We start from the raw sequence: 18770 nt of genomic DNA, 5'->3' as shown, positions 1-18770 counted from the left end.
CATGCCCATCGAGATCAAAATGCGTAAGAATGAGCCAATCGACCGTGCGCTGCGCCGCATGAAGAAGAAGCTCGAACGCGAAAGCATCATCAAAGACGTGCGCGCCAAGCGCTACAACGAGAAGCCGTGCGAGCGCCGTCGCCGCAAGGAGAAGGTTATGGCCTTCACCGCGATGCTTCGCCGCCGTCACGCTGAATAAGCGTTAACTGTCTTCCTTTCCGGCCGCTCATCTTATGATGGGCGGCCTTTTTCTTTTAACGCGTTGAGTAGCATCACGCGCCTTGCCATAGTCCGCTTAGGCTCCTGTAGTTGCATTAAACGAATGAAACCCATCGTCGCGCTTTCCTCATGCTGGCTGTCGCATCGTCATCAAGACGGTTACGCGATGATGAAGGAGATGGCCGATCTGGGTTTCGAGTATGTCGAACTCAGCCACGGCATCCGGATCACCCTCGTGCCCGGGATTCTTCGAGCAGTCGAAGAGGGCGTGGTGAAAGTCGCTTCATGCCACAATTTCTGTCCTCTGCCGACCGGCATCACTAAGGCGGCACCGAATGTCTATATGCCGTCGACAATCGACGCGCGCGAACGCGATCAATGGTTGCGTCAATCGAAGCGCACGATCGATTTCGCGGCGCAAGTCGGCGCGAAGAAAGTCGTGATGCACCTCGGAGCGGTGGAATTTTTCTGGTTTAATCCCGCGCGCAAAGTCACCGAGTATATCGCAGCGCACGAAGGCGAAGATCTGTCGAAGGACGAGCGCTACAAAAAACTATTGGCGCAGAGTTTGGTGAAACTGCGCAACCGCATGGGGCCTTACTGGGAAAACACCAAGAAAGGCCTGGTCGAGTTGCTGCCTTACGCAGAGCAGAAAGGCGTGAAGTTGGGTTTCGAAAACCGCGAGCGGTTCGAAGAGTTACCGCTCGACGAAGACCATCCACTGCTCGTTGAAGTGATGGCGAAACCCAATGCGTGCGGTTACTGGCACGATTGCGGCCACGCGCAGATCAAGCAGGAGATGGGCCTCCTCAATCATGAGGAACACCTGCGGAAAAATGCCGCGAACCTCATTGGCTGGCACTTGCACGATGTGGCCGAGGGCGACGATCACCAGCCGATTGGCAAGGGCACGATCGATTTTGAAATGGTCAGCAGTTTCTGGCGCCCCGAGCACACGCTCATCATCGAACTCAGCCCGCGGCTCACGCCGGAAGAGGTGCTGTTCTCAAAGAAGCGCGTAGAGGAGTTAGTGATCGCGCGTTTCGGAAGATAACTGAGGAAGCACGCGAGGCCGGTCTGTGGGGCGCGCGCTTTTCTGACCACGGATTGGACGGATAAATACGGATTACATGGATCCGGTTGTGAATCAGTTCCATCCGTTTAAATCCGCGTGATCCGTGTTAAAAAAACCTGCCGGATCTCGCATCGCGCCCGTTTGATCAATTCACCCACGCCTAGCTGCGCGCGGCGAGCAACTCTCCGATCCAGCGTTTGTGCGGGCCGGAGAGCGTGATGGTATCGAGCGCGTTGACGGCAATCCATTCGAGTGACGCATCCGCTTTGACGGCCTTGAGCAACGCGGCGTCGGCTTCGAGTTTGTAGATCGATTCGGCGATCTGGAAGCGAGTGATTGTGCGGCGTTTGGTGACAAGCAGCGTGCTGGCGTCGGGAGTTTTTAAGCCGAGATCGGACGCTTCGGGAAGTTCGTGCAGTCCCGCGAGACGTTTGGCGGCGGCGTGGCCGCGACGGAGAAGGAGTTGCCCGCGATGTTCGCACCAGATGCGCGCCACGGTGCGTTGTTCGATTTGTTTGGGTTGCAAGTGGGGGTATTTTTCGGGCGTGCCGCGTTTCCGGCCTTCGCAGAACTCCGCGACGGGACAGACGAGACACATCGGTTTCTGTCGCATGCACACCGTTGCGCCAAGCTCCATCATCGCCTGATTGTGCATGCCCGCGTCGGCACCGACGATTAACGCGTCCGCAAGCGGCGTGAAATACTTCGCCGCCTCAGAGCTGTCGCGAAACGGTCGCGCTTCCGCCGTGAGTCGCGCGAGGATCCGCACGACGTTGCCATCCACACAGGCCGCGGGTTCGCCAAATGAGATACTCGTAATCGCCGCCGCCGTGTAAGGCCCGATGCCGGGCAGCTCGCGCCAGTCTGCAACGGCGCGGGGTGGAAGCGGCAACGCGGCGACGGAGCGCGCGAGTTTGTGCAGGTTGCGCGCACGTGAATAGTAGCCGAGGCCTTCCCACAACTTCATTACTTTTTCTTCCGAGGCGGCCGCGAGTGCGGTGAAATCAGGCAACTCGCGCAACCAGCGATCAAAGTAGGGTAGCGCCGTCTTGATCTGCGTTTGCTGCAGCATGAATTCCGACACCACGGTTTTGTAGAGTGAGGGTTCGTCGCGCCAGGGAAGTTTCCGGTGATGAGCGCGATACCACGCATGCAAGGCGCGTTGGAAAGCCGGTCGCTGGGCGATGAGTTGCTCGGAATTGGCCAAGTCCGACAAAAAGACCGACGCGCCGCGGCTTCGCCACTTTTTTGTGTGTTTTTGGGACTTTTTATGGCCATGTAGCCGCATGCCCACACGGCCCGACGACACCGAGGACAAACCCAAGGCGATCACCAGTTACACCATCAAGCTCGACGACGCGCAGATGGAGAAACTGCGTGCCGCCTGCGCGGCGAAACATTGGGAAACCGCCGAGGTGCCGTATGCGCGTTTTGCCTTTAAAGGCCCGAAGGTCAACGTGACTGCCTACACGAGCGGCAAAGTCGTGGTGGCCGGAAAAGAAACCGAGGGATTCGTGCAAAACGTCATCGAAGCCGAGGTCACCGGCGCAGCGAAACTGGGTTACGACGAGGTGAATCATCCCGATTGGTTCGAGCCGCACGCGGGTCTCGACGAAAGCGGCAAAGGTGACTTGTTTGGCCCGGTGGTTTCCGCGACGGTCATCGCGGAAAAATCTGCGATCGAAGCGTGGCGCGCATCCGGCGTGCGCGACAGTAAAGCGGTGGTCGATACGCAAATTCTCCGCCTCGACGACCTCATCCGCAATACGCCGGGCGTCGTGGTGGAAACCGTGTTTTGTAGCATGGCGCGCTACAACGAGCTGATGGCGAAACCGCGCGCGAATCTGAATCGTCTGCTCGCCTGGCAACACGCTATCGCCCTTGAAAAAGCATTGAAGAAAAAATGGGTGCCGCGCGGCCTGCTCGATCAATTTACGAAAGAGCCGCTCGTGCAAAAAGAACTCGTGAAACGCGGCGTCGACCGCTTCGACCTGCAGATGCGCACGAAGGCGGAAAGCGATCCGGTGGTCGCGGCGGCGTCGATCGTGGCGCGGGCGGAATTCGTCCGCCAGATGCGCGACCTTTCGCGTGAGTTCGGCGAGAAATTGCAGTTTGGCGCCGGCGCGCTTGCCAAGGCGCAGGCGGCGCAACTCATCGAAAAACTCGGCGTGGCGGCATTGCCGCGTTTCGCGAAATTACATTTCCGCACGTCTTACGAAGTCGTGAAGGCGGCGGGAAAACTCGACGAGTTGCCGCTGCCCGAGCCGCGCGAGAAAATCGAGTGGAAGCGTTGAACGGTCGCTGACGACGCATGGCTACACGCCGCCAACTTCGCGGATTCGATATCAAGCAAATCACCGGCTTGAGCGGCTTGATCGGCGTGGACGAAGCCGGCCGGGGTGCGCTGGCGGGCCCGGTCGTAGCGGCCGCAGTGTTGGTTTCCCCGGGATTTCTTGAGAGCCGCTGGGCGGTGAGTAAATCCGGGCGCGTGAACGACTCGAAGCAACTGACGGCGGCGGATCGCGCCGAGCTTTGGAACGAGTTTGAAGAACTGGTTGCCGCGGGACAAATTCACGCCAACTTCGGTGTCGCGAGCGTCGCGGAAATTGAAACGGTCAACATTCTCGGCGCGACGAAACTGGCGATGCGGCGCGCGTTGGAGGGGATTTACCCGCCGGATGCATTCGAGAAAAAAGCCGAGCCGGATCTGTTCGCGAGCGACGAAGAAAAAGCGGCGTTTCAGCCGACGGTGTCGTGCCGGATTTTGGTCGATGGGTTGCCGCTGAAAAATTTTCCGTATCCGCATCAGGGGATTGTGAGCGGCGATGCGCGCTCGTTGTGCATCGCGATGGCGTCGATTATTGCGAAGGTGACGCGCGACGGTCTGATGGATGAGTTGGACAAGGTGCATCCCGGCTATGGGTTTGCGCAGCACAAAGGTTACGGCACCGAGGAGCACCGCGAGGCGTTGCTGCGGGTCGGGCGCTGTGCGGATCACCGGGATAGTTTTCTACGGAAACTCTTCGCCGAGCCGCGCGACCTTGAAGGCCAGATGATACTATTTGATTGAGGAAGGGAGTCGGGTATCTGTGCTTACTCATGGCCGGAAAAAAACAGACAGCGCTCGACAAAGTGATTGGCCGGATCGATCGCCTCGACGCGGCCAGCTTGCGGACACTGGTCGAGAAGCTTGCGCGGGAGCGCGCGTTGCTCGGGTCGGTCTTCAACACGTTGCAAGAAGGAGTGATGGTCATCACCGAGGATGGCGAAATTGATTACATCAACGACGCGGGGGCGAACTTGATCGGCTATCGCGAAAGTGGGGACGGCGAGACCACGTTATGGCGGCTGGTGCCGGGATTGCGCGCGTCGCTGGGCATGGAAGGCGTGCAGACGCCGCACGCTTCAGCGCCGGTCGTGACGCGGGAATTTGAACTGACTTATCCGCAGCCGCGCGTCGTGCGGCTCTACATGGTGCCGTTTAACGAAGTCGAGAACGACGAACCGCGTCACGCGATCATCCTGACCGACATTACGAACGAAAAGAAAAGCACCGAGGAGTTGATCGAGAACGAAAAGATTTCATCAATTCTGCTGCTGGCGGCGGGCGTGGCGCACGAGTTGGGCAATCCGCTCAACTCGCTCACGATTCACCTGCAACTCATCGAGCGGAAATTAAAGAAATTGAAAGGCTCGAAGGAAGCCGCGTCGTTGGAAGAGTCGATTCGGGTGTGTCAGGGGGAAGTGACGCGACTCGACGGCATCATCCGAAATTTCCTCGAAGCGATTCGTCCGCGCCCGCCGGATCTTTCCGAGACCAACGTCGTGGAAATCGTCGAGGACGTGGTGACATTTCAGGCCAAGGAACTCGAGGATCGCGGCCTGCAGGTGGAGCTCGATTTCCCGAAAGATGTGCCCGTGATCATGGCGGATCGGAATCAGTTGAAGCAGGTTTTTTTCAATCTCGTGAAGAATGCGATGGAGGCGATGGAGCCCGGCGGGCGCTTGAATCTGCGCGTGCGCGCGGATGACGAGTCGGTGTTTGTCCGCATTGCCGACACCGGTTCGGGCATCAAGACGGACGACCTCGCAAAATTATTTTCCCCTTACCATACGACCAAGGTCGGCGGCCACGGACTTGGATTGATGATCGTGCAACGCATCATGCGGGATCATGGCGGTCACATCGGCATCGAGAGTAAACAGCATGCCGGCACGGTGGTGACGTTGCAGTTTCCGCAGAAGCATCGCCGCGTGCGAATGCTGCAGGCGTGATACGCACAAGATGTCGCCGGTGCGGAAATCGGCGACCACCTGAGACTGCTTCAGTGCACAAAAAAGCGCGACGTTTACGGCGTCGCGCTTGGGGAAAAGGGATCGAGTATCGCGATTGGCTTTAGCGCGACGCTGTCGTGCCGGGCGGCAGCGGTGGATTTTTGCTGAATTTCGCGATGACACCCTGATGCGAGATGATTTCGAGCGTGCCGGGGCCGATGCGCCAGCTGGTCATTTCTTCGAGGGCGGCGAGAAACACGCCTTCGGTTTCCGTCATTTCGGGCGAGCTGGCCATTTTCGTGGTCGTGATCGGGCCGGCTTTTAATTTGCCGTCGGTTTCGACGAATTCGAAGGAGAAGGAATTGATGCCGGTGTTGCCGACATTCTTGCCTCCTTCCGATGCGTAGAGGGAAAGCGTCGGCACAGGACGGGTTTTCACCGGATCGCCGTAGAGTTCGGTCAGGTGCCAGTTGCTAAGCGCAGGCTGGTCAGAGAGGTTGCCGTTGACGGGCGGCGGGCTGGCGCAACCGGCGGAAAAAATTGCAGTGAGCAACCCGGCCAACAAGGCCGTGCCGGTGAGCAAACGCTTAAGAGACGCATTCATAGTGAAGTTCAGACTCATTCGATAGGTGGGTGTTCCCCGACGAAACGCGACAACTGGACATTGGCAAGGAGCTTACGGGGTCGACGCGCCATCCGTGATCATGACGACGTCCTGCGGATTAATCGCAAGCATGCTGCCGGCGGACAACGTAATCAGCAGCACGCTCCCCACCGGCCGCGCAGAGCGAATGCCTTTGATCGCGACAACCTTCCCGTCGCCTTTGACGTAAACGACCGTGGTTTTGAGTGCCATTTGTTGGATGGCGTCGGCGTAACCTTGAGCGAGTTCGGAAATCGCGGTTGGGACGATGACGCGGGTTTCGCCACTGGTGACCGCAGTGCCGGCGGGTGCGGGGCGGGTTTGCGCAGTCGCATGTTGTGCGAAAGCGAGAGCCGCGATGAAGAGGAGGCTTTGATAGGTTTTCATGTTCGTGGTAAGGGAAAGACGGGTGGGTTATTTGAGGTGGGAGGGTAGAACTGCACCTCGCGCTAGCAGTTTTTGTATTTCCAGTGACGCGATTTCCCTTCGGCGACCCATTCAAGTGTGGTTTCGATGCGTTGCTCGCGGGTCTCGTCGCGTTTTGCATCAATGATCCACTCGAGGTAATCGCGGCGCGCGCTCGGGCTGAAATCCGCCCAGTGCGCCGCAGCTTTTTTGTTTCGTTTTAAAGCAGCCGCAAATTCGGCGGGGGTGGCGAGTTCGGGACGCGGTGGCTTTTTCTCACGCGGGGCGACGCCGGTGTCGTGCAGGGCGAGCGCAGCGCGCAGGTAGCGCCCGAGCGCCTTGTCGTCCGGCAAATCAGCGACGCTCGTGATGCGTCCGAGCAGGCCCATCGCGTCGTCCGCTTTGCCAAGTTCGTCGGTGAGAATTTTCGCCATGCCTTGATGCCAGAAACCGAATGCCACGTGGGCTTTGAAGGCGGCGAAGTTGCACAGGAGTTTTCCGCGGTAGAGGAAAAATGGCGAACTCCACTTGATCGTTTCTTCCACGTCGGGGCAGGTGGTGTGGATCAATTTACGCAGGTGTTTGAGAATCGGCTGCGCAAATGGGGCTGCGGTGGCGATGTAGGCGTCAACGCGGGGATCTTTTTTCGCGGGCATGAATGCAGCGTGACAGGCAGAAATTTTCGCGCGACTGAAATTTCATGAGGTTCGCCCTTGCTTTCAGAGTTTTCGAACGGCACCGAAATGCCCGACCCCGATGCGAGCGTTTCATTACCCTGAGTTTGACCGTCTGGAAATTCGCGACGTCGCGCCTGCACAGCTGCGCAGTGACGAAGTGTGCATTCGAGTCGCTGCGTGCGGACTGTGCGGCAGTGAACTCGAGACGTTTAAAAACCGCAGCCCGCGCCGCACGCCGCCGCTCGTGATGGGCCATGAATTTTGCGGCACGATTGACGAACTCGGTGGCGAAGTGCGCGGCTGGGAGAAAGGTGCGCGCGTCGTCAGCAATTCGCTCGTGCCGTGCGGACATTGCGTGCGCTGCCATCGTGGAGATACGCATCTGTGCGCCGACCGACAGATTTTTGGGATGCATCGCCCGGGAGCATTTGCGGAATTTGTGAACGTCCCTGCGCGCTGCCTGATTGCGTGGCCGGAAAATGTCTCCGCGGAAGCAGCGGCACTGTCCGAACCGATTGCGAATGGCATTCACGTAGTGAATCTCACGCAGCATTTGCCGGCGGCGACGGCGCTGGTCATCGGCGCGGGACCGATCGGGCTTTTTTGCCAGCAAGCGTTGCAGGTGTTACGCGGTTCGCGCGTGTTTGTCGCGGACCTGAGCGTGGAGCGGCTCGCGGTCGCGAAGAAACTCGGTGCGGCGCGCGTCATCAACCCGCGCAACGAAGATGTCGCGCAAATCATGTTAGCAGAGACCGGTGGCGAGGGGGTCGATCTTTCCGTCGATGCCGTGGGCGGGACGATCACGAAAAAAACATCGCTCGAGGCGCTGCGACCCGGCGGCGCGACGGTGTGGATCGGACTGCACGAGAATTCGATGCAGGTCGAAACCTACAACATCACGTTGCCTGAAAAACAAGTGTTCGGCACTTACGCCGCGAAGCTTTCAGAACTGGAACAAGCGCTCGATTTGCTGGCCGAGGGAAAAATCGACGCGACCTCGTGGGTGCAGCGTTTCAAACTCGAAGACAGCGTCGACGCGTTCGACCGCATGCTCGCCGCAAAAGGCGCGGATATCAAAGCCGTGATTTGCCCGTAAAATTTATTTCCCCCCTCAATGGTTATCGCCCCCAATCGCACCCCCATCCCTCATCGTTTCAAAGGCAAAGTTGCGCTCGTCACGGGTGCCACCAATGGCATCGGGCAGGCCATCGCGCTGGAGTTGTTGCGCGAAGGCGCGGACGTGGTCGTGAGCGGTTTGCCGGCGGACGCGGAAGAGGGGAAGCGCGCGTTTGCTGCCGCGGGATTTTCGCCGCTCATCGTCGCGGGCGATCTGGCGGAGGAAAAATTTTGCCGCGAACTCGTCGCTGCGGCGCTCGCGAAGCATGGACGGCTCGATTACCTGGTAAACAACGCGTTTTCGTTCACGGCGAAAGGCCTCGATGCGACGCGGGAAGATTTTTTGCGCAGCTTCAATGTTGGGCCGTTTGCGTTTGCTCTGCTCACGCAGCTCGTCGCAGAGCCGATGAAAAAGCAGGGCGGCGGCGCGATCGTGAATGTCTCGAGCATTTCATCATGGGTCGCGCAGCCGAATCGCTGGACTTACAATACGGCGAAAGGCGCGGTTTCGCAGCTCACGCGTTGCGCGGCGCTCGATCTTGCGCCGGCCAAAATTCGCGTGAACAGCGTGAGCCCGGGTTGGATTTGGACGCGCGAAGTCGACAAGGCCGCCGGCGGCGATCGCGACACCTATGATCCGATTTGGGGACAATTTCACATGCTCGCGCGTATGGGTCATCCGATTGAGATCGCGGCGCCAGTGCTGTTTTTGCTGAGCGACGATGCGTCGTTTATCACGGGCACAGATTTGCCGGTGGACGGGGGTTACAACGGGCTCGGGCCGGAAGGGCTCGGGCAAAATACGAAGATCGCGGGCAGTCGCTGAATTTAATTTTCCATGTCATCCTTACGCGCAGTTATCACTGATCACGGATTTCCGAATCTTCGCCACGAAGAAGCGGTCTTGAAAGCCGCCGGCTTCGAACTGGTCGTTGACCAATGCAAAACCGCCGACGAAGTCATCGCGGCGGCCCGCGATGCGGATGCGTTGCTCGTGCAATGGGCGCCGGTGAACGCCGCTGTCATCGCCGCGCTGACACGTTGCAAAGTGATCGTGCGTTACGGCATCGGCGTGGACAACGTCGACCTCGCCGCCGCCAAAGCGAAAGGAATTCCCGTCGCGAATGTGCCGGATTACGGCGTGCACGAAGTTGCCGAGCATGCGGTGGCGCTCGCCTTGGCGATGGCGCGGCAGTTGCCGCAAATCGATGCGCGCACCCGTGGCGGCGTCTGGAAAATTATCCCGGATCGCCCGATGCCGTCGTTGAGTGAGATGACGTTTGCGACCGCCGGCTTCGGCCGCATCGCGCGTGCGGCGCACACGATGATGAGCGGCTTTGGCGGCACGCGCATCGCTTACGATCCTTTCGTGACCAAGGAGGCGATGGCCCAGGAAGGCGTTGAAAAAGTCGAACTCGACGAACTTTTTGCGCGCACGGATATTCTTTCGCTGCACTTGCCGCTCACGCCCGAGACCAAACATTTTGTGAACGCCGCGCGCCTGGCTTCAATGAAGCCCACGACGGTGATTGTGAACACCGCGCGCGGCCCGCTCATCGACACGGTCGCACTCGCGCAGGCATTGCATGCGGGCACGATTTCCGGCGCCGGCGTGGATGTTTACGAAACTGAGCCGTTGCCGGCAGAACACCCGTTGCGCGGGGCGCCGCGCGCGTTGCTCACGTCGCACGTGGCGTGGTATAGCGAGAGCAGCATCCCGCGTTTGCAGAAACTCGCGGCGGAAGAACTCGTGCGTGGCTTGCGTGGCGAGCCGCTGAAGAACCAGGTGAATCGGTGAATTTTTTTGACCACGGATTTCACGGATGACACGGATAGATTCAAAGCTTCTTCATCCGTGTCATCCGTGAAATCCGTGGTTAATTTTTCTGAACCAGACTTACCCCATGCCTAATTTCCCGATCGTCGACACACATCTCCACATCTGGAATCTCGACCGGCTGCGTTACCCGTGGCTCGCGAGTGTGCCGATGTTGAACAAGAATCATCTCATCGAGGATTACCGTCGCGCGTGCGGGCCGGTGCCGGTGGCTAAGATGGTGTTTCTCCAGTGCGAATGTGATCCGGCCCAATTTAAGGAAGAAGCCGATTGGGTGACCGAGGTCGCGCAGATTGACCCGCGCATCAAAGGCATCGTGCCGTGGGCACCGTTGGAAAAAGGCAACGCCGCGGAGCCTGAGCTTGCGCGGTTGGCGTCGAATCCGCTGATCAAAGGCATTCGCCGTATCATCCAGTTTGAGGCGGATCAGGAGTTTTGTTTGCGGCCGGATTTTGTGCGTGGCGTGCAGTTGCTGCCGAAATACGGACTGAGTTTCGACATCTGCATTAATCACACGCAGCTGGCGAACACGTTGAAATTTGTCCGCCAGTGTCCGGAGGTGAAGTTCGTCATGGATCACATCGCGAAGCCCGACATCAAAGCCGGCAAACTGGATCCGTGGCGCGCGGAGATGCGCGAGCTCGCGCGGTTGCCTAACGTGTGGTGCAAGTTGTCCGGCCTCGTCACCGAGGCGGATCATGCGAAGTGGACGCCGGCGGATTTGCAGCCGTATATCGATCACGTGGTCGCGTGTTTTGGTTTCGAACGCATCATTTTCGGCGGCGACTGGCCGGTGTCGACGCAAGCCACGGATTATCCGCGCTGGGTAAACACGCTCGATGCGGCGCTCACAGGCGCTTCGCCGGACGAGTTGAAAAAACTCTACGTCACGAACGCCGAGGCATTTTACAGGATTTGAGCAAGTAGTCGGCGGGGGCTGCGTCAGCTCGTCACACTTACACGTTGACCGCGACGGAGGGCTGGGGCTTGATCGCGGGCATGGTGCCGAGCGTTTTGATTGTGGATGACGAAAAGCACACCCGCGAAGGCCTGCAACAAGCGTTGCAGGAACACTATGATGTGTCGGTCGCCGGCAGCGCGGACGAGGCGTTTAACCTGATGGATGCGCAGGAATTCGAGGTCATCGTGACCGATCTGCGCATGCCGGGCAAAAGCGGCCTCAAGGTCATCGACAAGGCTCTCGCGCTCCCGAACAAGCCGGCGGTGATCATGATGACGGCTTACGGGAGCATCGACAACGCGGTCGAGGCGATGAAGCGCGGTGCGGTGGATTTTCTCACCAAGCCGGTGCAGATCGAGCGCTTGGAAATTCTCATTCAGCGCGCGTTGAAGACGAAGACGCTCGAAGTGGAAGTGAAACAACTGCACGAGCGGCTCGACGAAAAATTTAACGTCGAGGGCATCGTTGGGCATTCGCCGAGGCTCGCGGAAGTCATCGACCGCGTAAAACTGGTCGCGCCGTCCAAAGCGACCATTCTCATCGAAGGCGAGACTGGCACGGGCAAGGAACTGATCGCGCAGGCGATTCATCAGGCGAGTCCGCGCGCGCGCGCGGCATTTGTGCCGGTGCATTGCGCGGCGCTGCCGGCGACGCTGCTCGAAAGCGAATTGTTCGGCCACGAGCGCGGCTCATTTACCGGCGCGACCGAGCGACGTGAAGGGCGTTTCGAAGCGGCGGATGGCGGCACCGTGTTTCTCGATGAAATCGGCGAGATCGGGCCGGAGATCCAGGTGAAGCTGCTGCGCTTTCTTGAGACGAAGAGTTTCGAACGCATCGGCAGTTCAAAAACGATCACGGTAGACGTTCGCCTTGTCGCGGCGACGAATCGTAATCTTGAACAGATGGTGAAGGAGGGAAAGTTTCGCGAAGATTTGTTCTTCCGCTTGAATGTCGTGCGCATCACCACGCCGCCGCTGCGCGATCGGGCGGACGATATTCCGGTGCTGCTCGATCACTTCATTAAAGTTTATTCGAAGGAAAACGGCTACGATGTCGTCACCGTCGAGCCAGGCGCGATGCGGTATTTGCAGGCTTATCCGTGGCCGGGAAATATTCGCGAGCTGCGCAACTTCGCCGAAAATGTGGTCGTGTTGCGGCGCGGCGGGAAATTGAGCGAATTCGACCTCGAACCGAAGTTCCGCGGGGAGACTGCGCCGCCGCCCTCGATGGTCACGGCAACTCCGGCGAATCCATATTCGGTTGAGGACAACGAAAAGCGGCTGTTGCGCGAGGCGTTGATGAAAGCGCGCGGCAATCGCACCAAGGCCGCGACGTTGCTCGGCATCAGCCGGCGCACGCTGCACCGCAAGATCGCGCAATGGCCAGAACTCGACGTGCTGGATCGCGGATGAGCGGAGCATTTTGTCTTTTGGAGGTGGGGCCATGAAAAATTCGCAGGAACTCATTCACTGGCTCGAGCAGGGGCGCGGGGCGCGCTGGATGCGAATTGCGACGGTGGTGTTCGCGGGACTGCTGCTCAGCACGATTTATTCGTGGAAACAATTTCACGGCATTCCGACTGAATCGGTAATGCAACAAGCAGTGCTCGGCCGGCAGGTGGCGAAGGGCGAGGGGTTCACGACGCTTGTGAATTATCCGCAGACTTACGCGGTGATGCAGAAGCGTGGTGAAGCATTTTCCCAAGACCGGCTTTATCCCGAACTGCACCACGCGCCGCTGTATGCGCTGACGATGGCGGGCGTGTTTGCGGTGCTGCCGGAATCGCTGTGGTCGCAGCGCCCGACTCCGCCGAGTGGCTGGGGGCCGGATTATGCGGTGTTGGGCTTGAACCTGGTTTTATTCTGGCTCGCGGTGTGGCTCGCGTGGCGGTTGGGAAAAAAGCTTTTTGATGAACGCGTCGCGGCGATTGCTTCGGTGGCGATGGCGGTGTCAGTGCCGTTGTGGGAGCAAACCGTGATGCTGACAGGGCTGCCGTTGTTCATGGTGCTCATGCTGGCGGTATTCAACTCGCTCGCCGGTCTCGAAGAGCGGCTGCGCGATTTTCCGGTGCCCGATAAAAGCACGGTGTGGCGCGTGGCGTTGCTCGCAGTGTGGTGTGCGCTTTCATTTTTAACGGAGTATTCGGGCGGCTTGGTCGCGCTGGTCATCGGCGGTTATCTCGCATTGCGCGTGGCGGGGAGCGCGCGCGTGACATTGCTGGCGGTGTTCGCGGCAGTTTTTTTCGCGGCGGTGTCGCCTTGGTTGGTGCGCAACACGCTGGTGGTCGGGCATCCGCTGGGACTCGCGTGGCAGAACCTCGCACTCAAGGCCGGCGATTCCACCGCCGAACCGGCGGCGCAGCGGAATCTCGCGACGGCGGAAGCGCCGGGTCTCGACGTGAACAAGCTCGGCAACAAAGGGCTCACGGGTATGGAAATAAATTTGAAGGAGCGCATCTGGTCGGGCGGCGGCATGATGTTGACGGCTTTTTTTATCGCGGGGCTCGCGTATCAATTTCGCGACGGGCGCGTGAATCGCGTGCGCTGGTGCTTTGCGGCGGTGTTGCTCGTGCTGCTCGCGGGGCAGCCGTTCTTGAATTCCGGCGAGAGCCTGCGTTTGCCGGCGTTCTATCTCGCGCCGCTGATTATTTTGTTTGGCGCGGGATTTTTTTTCGTGCTCGTGGACAGCCAGCAGCAGCTGACGCTGCACTGGCGTTGGGTGGCGGCGGGCGTGCTGATGTTGCAAACTCTGCCGTTGGTGCGCGACTGCCTGGAGCCGCGGCGGATTCATTTTCATTATCCGCCGTATTTTCCGGGACTGTTTATGGAATTGAGCCGCGATATGCAGAATCGTTTCCGCCCGGAAGCCGGCGTGGCCACCGATGTGCCGGCGGGCACGGCGTGGTATGGGCAGATGCGCGTGTGGTCGAAGCCGGAGCGGTTGCGCGATTTCACGCAGATCATGGTCGACCAGCCGATGGGGGCCTTGCTTTTAACGCCCGTCACGCTCGACCGGCCGTTCTTTACGGAGTTGGCCGCGCGCACCGGCGATAACATCAATCTGACCGATGCAGGGGGCTGGGGCGGGGTTTACACGGGTCTGGTTACGCGGCGCATGCCGGCAAATTTCGCGCTCAATCGTCCCCCGCAGAAATTGACCGAAAACATGGTGCTTTTGGTGAACCCGTTCCTCGCGCGCTAGCCGGGGAAATTGATTTGCAAGAGCGCGCCGGCTCCCCCTTAAGTCAGGCGCGACTAACGTCTTGGCCTAACTATGAAAACTATTCTTCGCTTCGCGCTTCCGCTCACTTTGCTTCCTTCGCTGGCCCTCGCGGTCTACGCGCCCATTCCCGAACAAGAACAGGGCAAAGCGCTCACGGTGCGCCTCGGTGGCTCGATTTACCACGACAGCAACATCTTTGGCGCGGCAACCAATGAGATCGACAGCATGGTCTATAACGTCTCCGCCAAGCTTTCCTACAACGGTTCGCTTTCCGACCAGACGTTTGCGACGGGTGCTTACGAGATCAGCAACGACTACGTGCCTGACCGCCCCGGCGACGAAAACCTGGTGAGCCACACCTTGAACGCCCGCGTCGCGCATGCGTTTTCTTCCGCCACCAACATCGACGTCTCCGCACTCTACAACGTCGCGCAAAACCCCGAGTCGCTGCTCGCGGGCGTGCCGGTGAACACCGACCAATCTTACAAGCGCGCGCAGGTTGACGGTCGCTTCACCACGACGGTCGGCCAGAAAACGGGCGCGGTCGCGAAGTATCGTTTCATCGATTTCAACTACGACGACACTGCACTCGGGAACCAACTTGATCGCGCTGAAAACTTGTTCGGACTCGAGGGCACTTACGCGCTGCTGCCTGAAACCAAGCTCGTGGCCGAATATCGTTACCAGACCATCGGCTACGATGTGTCCGGTGCGTTCAAGGATAAGGACTCGCACTTCTTCATGGGCGGCGTCGATTACAACCCGAGCAAGCAGCTCTTCCTTTCGGCCCGCGCCGGTCTGGAAGATCGCTCGCGCGACTCCGCGCCGGACACCACGTCGCCTTACGTCGAGTTGAGCAGCCGTTACGCTTACGCCGAGGGCTCGTTTATTTCCGGCGGCTATGTTTACACGCTCGAAGAATCCTCGGATATCGTCCGCTTTCTCGACGCGAAGGTGAATCGTTTCTTCGCCAACGTGCAGCACCGCCTCACGGGCACGCTTTCGGCGTCGGGTTCGCTCACGTATGAACCGTCGCAACTCCAAGGCCGCGGCCTGCAAGCCGATCTCGATGAGACGACGACCCGCTTCGGCCTCGGCCTCGCCTGGCAGCCTAATAAAAACTTCACGCTCGCTGGCACCTACGATTTCGACGACGTGAATTCCGACGACGCGAATCGTGAGCAAAACCGCAGCCGCTTCGGCGTCTCCGCGCACTACACGTTCTAAGCGCGCCGGGCGCGCGAGTTTTCATGGGTTCACTGCCAGCCAGCAAAGACGGCGCCAGCTTGAGCGACTTCGTCGGGTTGTTACGGCTGCGCAAATCGCTCGTTTTCCTGATCATCGCCATCGTCGTGCTCACGACGCTTGGCGTGACCGCGTTGCTGCCCAAGTGGTATCTCGCGACCGCGAAAATCAGCGTCCAGAAACCGGAAAGCGAAGTGAAACTTTTCCAGTCGCAGAGCAGCGCCTACTACGATCCGTATTTCATCCAGGATCAGTTTAAGATCATTCAGGCTGAGAAAATTCTTTATCCGGTCATCGAGAATCTCGGGCTCAACGATGTCCTCGGCAAACAACTCAACGACGGCGTCGCGCTGCCTTCGTCGACGACGTATCGTTACCTGATCAATAAAATGCTGCGCGTCGAAGCGCCGCGTGCGTCCTCGATCATCGAGATCAACGTTTACGCGCGTGACCAGAAGCTCGCCGCCGATATCGCCAACGACATTGCGCGCGTTTATTCGGAAGATCGCATCACGCTCGCCACCTCCGACCAACGCGAAGGCCTCGCCCAACTGCGGAAGGAACTCGAGAAGCAGGAGCAAACCCTCGTCGCGCAACGCGACCACGTGGAAAAACTGCGTCAGGAACTGAACGTCGCCGGCGTCGATCTTAGCCAGCGTTACACCGACATGGACGTCGAGACGCTGCGCCAGATGCAGAACTCGCTCATCGCCCTGCGCGTCGATGCGATTGGCCGCAAGACCCGGTGGGAACGTTTCAAAAACATTCCCGTCGAGGGCCGTCGCAATCTCGTGAACTCCGAGCTGATTCAGGACACGAACATCCAGAATCTCCTCCAGGCGTATTTGCTTTCCGACCAAAACGTCACGCGTTTAAAAGCACGTCTGGGCGAAGCGCACCCCGACCTCATCGCGGCCGTTGATAACGTCGCGAAGATCCAGCAGCAGCTGGACAACCAATTACTCGGCTACGAAAATTCCCTTGAGATGGCCTACAAGGAATCCGATGCGCGCGTCGCCGAACTCGAACGCCAACTCGGTCAGGCCAAGGTCGACCAAATCCTCTCGGCGCGCGACCGCATGCGCCCGTTCGAGGAAGCGACGACCAAACTCGACGACGAGCAGCGTTTGCTCACGACGCTCAAGCTGACGCTTCGTCAGCGCGAAATCGATTTTCAGGTTCCGAAGAAGACGATCGAAATTCTCAACACCGCCGAGCCCGCGCGTTTTGCGAGCAAACCGAATTGGCCGCTCAACATTCTTTTCGCGTGCGTGTTTGGGGTGATTCTCGGGGTCGGCGCAGCCGTGTTGCTCGAATACCTCGACACGAGTTTCCGCAACGTCGCCGATGTCGAAAGCAAACTGAACTTGCCCGTGCTCGGCGTGATTCCGCAGATGCGCGAACCTGGCGCGATTCACGATCCGTCGTCGCCCGAAGGCGAACCTTACCGCGTGTTGCAGACTAACCTGAACCTCGCGTTGCGCGCCGGGCAATCGTCGGCGCTCGTCATGCTTTCTTCCGGGCCGGGTGAAGGTAAATCCACGACGATGCGCCAGCTGGCGCTTTCGATGGCGTCGGCGGGCGAACGCGTGTTGCTCATCGATTCCGACGTGCGCCGACCCACGCAGCACAAGCTCGCCAACGTGCCGAAAGATCCGGGCCTGACTGACGTCGTGCTGAACAAAATCGCATGGACGGAAGCAGTGCGGCGCGATCCGTCGGACTTGATGGATTTTCTGCCGAGCGGTGGTTCTACAAGCGTCACGCTCAGCTTGCTGTATGCGAACAAGCTTCGCGAACTCGTGGGCGAGTTTAAGCAGCGTTACGACAAAGTGCTTTTCGATTCCCCGCCGATCATCGGCGTGAGTGATGCGTCGGTGCTGACGAGCATTTCTGACGGCGTGGTGTTGCTCATCCAACATCGCCGCAATCCCGAGAGCATGGTGCAGCGCGCGCGTCAGATCATCGAAAGTTTGAAAGTGCCCGTGATCGGCGTGGTGTTGAATCAAGTGCCGAGCGGCACGGGCGAAGACTACGGTTACTACACGAATAATTATTCGTATTATTCGCACGACAAAGAGCCGTCCTCGCCCAAGCCCGTCAGCGGAAAACCCGGCGTCGAGCGCATGGATTTGTCGGAAAAACCGAAGCGAAAAACTTGAACTCGTGCGGGTATTTTTCGCATTCGCGGCCGCAGTAATCTTCGCGGGTTCCTCGTTTGCGGCGTTAGAAGTCATTCGTGTTTCGGGTTCGGATTTATTGGGGGCCGATTTCACGAAAGCGGTCGCGGAATTCGCGCGCCGCAACGATGTCACCGTAAAACTTGAACTGCACGGCACGCGTCCGGGAGTCGACGAACTGAAAGCGCGCCGCGCGGACGTAGGGCTGTTTATGTTTCCGCCCGGAGAAAAACCGCCGGCGGAGGCGTTGATCAGTAAAGCCGTCGCGTATCAAGTGGCCGTGGTGTTGGTGCCGGCAGCGTCGCCGCTCAAGCAAGTCACGGTCGCGCAGCTTCGCGGAATGTTCGGCTTGTCCGCCGGCGAGGCGTTTTCGCGTTGGGGCGAACTCAACCTGACCGGCGAATGGGCGTCGCGGCCCATCGTGTTGCGCGGGTTGTCGCCGAAGGCCGGCCTCGCGTTTCCTCTGTTTCAGCGGGTGATTTTGGGTGGCGGCGAGCCGAAGGTCGGGCTGACGTTTGCGGCGACGACTGCTGAATTGAACGCCAGCCTGACGAGCACGGTGAATGCGATTATGGTGTCAGGCCTGCCGGCAAGTGAGGTCGCTGGCGTGCGAGCGCTGGCCATCGCCCCCGACGCGGGTAATCTTGCGCATGGCCCGACCGCCGAAGCCATCCATGCGGGCGGCTATGGGCTGCGGATGCCGATTTATGTGATGTTTCGGCGCGAATCAGCGCAGGATTTGCAGGATTTCCTGAAATTTCTCCTTTCAGACGAAGCAGCTGCCGCGCTCGCGAAAGCGCATTTTGCGAGCCTGCCGCTTTCGGCGCGAAATCAGCTCATTTTCGAGCTCGAAGAAATCCGCTAGCCGGTGGGCTGGGCGGGCCGGCAAGGCTTTTGCGGAAGCAGCTTGTCACA

General features: G+C 59.3%; 18 protein-coding genes. 14 read left to right on the top strand and 4 right to left on the bottom strand.

Features of this window, described 5'->3' with window-relative positions; all coding sequences use genetic code 11:
- The first annotated feature begins 1 nt into the window (after position 1).
- Positions 2-199: a 30S ribosomal protein S21 gene (rpsU, locus tag ACRRQW_RS00135; RefSeq protein ID WP_438479035.1), complete on the top strand. Its 198-nt coding sequence runs from the start codon at positions 2-4 to the stop codon at positions 197-199.
- 123 nt (positions 200-322) lie between these two features.
- A complete protein-coding gene (locus ACRRQW_RS00130; RefSeq protein WP_438479034.1) occupies positions 323-1273 on the top strand; it encodes a sugar phosphate isomerase/epimerase family protein in 951 nt (316 codons plus the stop codon).
- A 181-nt stretch (positions 1274-1454) separates the two neighbouring features.
- Here the strand turns inward: ACRRQW_RS00130 and ACRRQW_RS00125 are convergent, their stop codons facing one another.
- The gene (locus ACRRQW_RS00125; RefSeq protein WP_438479033.1) at positions 1455-2501 is read right to left on the bottom strand and encodes an A/G-specific adenine glycosylase; all 1047 of its coding nucleotides are present in this window, start codon (positions 2499-2501) and stop codon (positions 1455-1457) included.
- Between the two features lie 79 nt (positions 2502-2580).
- On the opposite strand from ACRRQW_RS00125, the gene rnhC reads away from it, so the two are divergent.
- Genes rnhC through ACRRQW_RS00110 form a run of 3 tightly spaced genes read left to right on the top strand, consistent with a single transcriptional unit; the run spans position 2581 to position 5569 of the window.
- Positions 2581-3588: a ribonuclease HIII gene (rnhC, locus tag ACRRQW_RS00120; protein ID WP_438479031.1), complete on the top strand. Its 1008-nt coding sequence runs from the start codon at positions 2581-2583 to the stop codon at positions 3586-3588.
- Between the two features lie 17 nt (positions 3589-3605).
- Complete coding sequence (locus tag ACRRQW_RS00115) at positions 3606-4364, top strand: ribonuclease HII (protein ID WP_438479030.1); 759 nt, start codon at positions 3606-3608, stop codon at positions 4362-4364.
- 29 nt (positions 4365-4393) lie between these two features.
- Positions 4394-5569 (top strand): two-component system sensor histidine kinase NtrB, encoded by a 1176-nt coding sequence (locus tag ACRRQW_RS00110; protein ID WP_438479028.1) that lies wholly within the window; start codon positions 4394-4396, stop codon positions 5567-5569.
- A 121-nt stretch (positions 5570-5690) separates the two neighbouring features.
- Here ACRRQW_RS00110 and ACRRQW_RS00105 read toward each other — a convergent pair whose 3' ends face one another.
- The 3 genes from ACRRQW_RS00105 to ACRRQW_RS00095 all read right to left on the bottom strand — a co-directional run bounded on the left by ACRRQW_RS00105 (position 5691) and on the right by ACRRQW_RS00095 (position 7273).
- Complete coding sequence (locus ACRRQW_RS00105; protein ID WP_438479027.1) at positions 5691-6173, bottom strand: META domain-containing protein; 483 nt, start codon at positions 6171-6173, stop codon at positions 5691-5693.
- 72 nt (positions 6174-6245) lie between these two features.
- Positions 6246-6599: a hypothetical protein gene (locus tag ACRRQW_RS00100; RefSeq protein ID WP_438479026.1), complete on the bottom strand. Its 354-nt coding sequence runs from the start codon at positions 6597-6599 to the stop codon at positions 6246-6248.
- Between the two features lie 62 nt (positions 6600-6661).
- Positions 6662-7273: a YdeI/OmpD-associated family protein gene (locus tag ACRRQW_RS00095; RefSeq protein ID WP_438479024.1), complete on the bottom strand. Its 612-nt coding sequence runs from the start codon at positions 7271-7273 to the stop codon at positions 6662-6664.
- 100 nt (positions 7274-7373) lie between these two features.
- Between ACRRQW_RS00095 and ACRRQW_RS00090 the strand changes: the two genes are divergently transcribed.
- From ACRRQW_RS00090 to ACRRQW_RS00050, 9 genes are all read left to right on the top strand, one after another.
- Positions 7374-8390 (top strand): zinc-dependent alcohol dehydrogenase, encoded by a 1017-nt coding sequence (locus ACRRQW_RS00090; RefSeq protein WP_438479022.1) that lies wholly within the window; start codon positions 7374-7376, stop codon positions 8388-8390.
- 18 nt (positions 8391-8408) lie between these two features.
- Complete coding sequence (locus ACRRQW_RS00085; protein ID WP_438479021.1) at positions 8409-9236, top strand: SDR family oxidoreductase; 828 nt, start codon at positions 8409-8411, stop codon at positions 9234-9236.
- A 12-nt stretch (positions 9237-9248) separates the two neighbouring features.
- Complete coding sequence (locus ACRRQW_RS00080; RefSeq protein WP_438479020.1) at positions 9249-10208, top strand: C-terminal binding protein; 960 nt, start codon at positions 9249-9251, stop codon at positions 10206-10208.
- 106 nt (positions 10209-10314) lie between these two features.
- On the top strand, positions 10315-11166 hold the full coding sequence (locus tag ACRRQW_RS00075; protein WP_438479019.1) for an amidohydrolase family protein: 852 nt from the start codon (positions 10315-10317) through the stop codon (positions 11164-11166).
- 80 nt (positions 11167-11246) lie between these two features.
- Entirely contained in the window at positions 11247-12620 is a 1374-nt protein-coding gene (locus ACRRQW_RS00070) for a sigma-54-dependent transcriptional regulator (RefSeq protein WP_438482332.1), read from the top strand.
- 31 nt (positions 12621-12651) lie between these two features.
- Positions 12652-14409 carry an ArnT family glycosyltransferase gene (locus ACRRQW_RS00065; RefSeq protein ID WP_438479018.1) on the top strand — a complete coding sequence of 586 codons (1758 nt, stop codon included), beginning with the start codon at positions 12652-12654 and terminating at the stop codon, positions 14407-14409.
- Positions 14410-14481: 72 nt separating this feature from the next.
- Positions 14482-15657 (top strand): outer membrane beta-barrel protein, encoded by a 1176-nt coding sequence (locus tag ACRRQW_RS00060; protein ID WP_438479016.1) that lies wholly within the window; start codon positions 14482-14484, stop codon positions 15655-15657.
- A 23-nt stretch (positions 15658-15680) separates the two neighbouring features.
- Positions 15681-17837 (top strand): GumC family protein, encoded by a 2157-nt coding sequence (locus tag ACRRQW_RS00055; protein ID WP_438479015.1) that lies wholly within the window; start codon positions 15681-15683, stop codon positions 17835-17837.
- Between the two features lie 4 nt (positions 17838-17841).
- Positions 17842-18720 carry a PstS family phosphate ABC transporter substrate-binding protein gene (locus ACRRQW_RS00050; RefSeq protein ID WP_438479013.1) on the top strand — a complete coding sequence of 293 codons (879 nt, stop codon included), beginning with the start codon at positions 17842-17844 and terminating at the stop codon, positions 18718-18720.
- The last annotated feature ends 50 nt before the right edge of the window (positions 18721-18770 follow it).

This window comes from Oleiharenicola lentus (genome assembly GCF_051660365.1).
GTDB lineage: Bacteria > Verrucomicrobiota > Verrucomicrobiia > Opitutales > Opitutaceae > Lacunisphaera > Lacunisphaera lenta_A.
The sequence above is the reverse complement of the archived record's forward strand: the minus strand, read 5'-3'. Positions and strand labels throughout refer to the sequence as shown.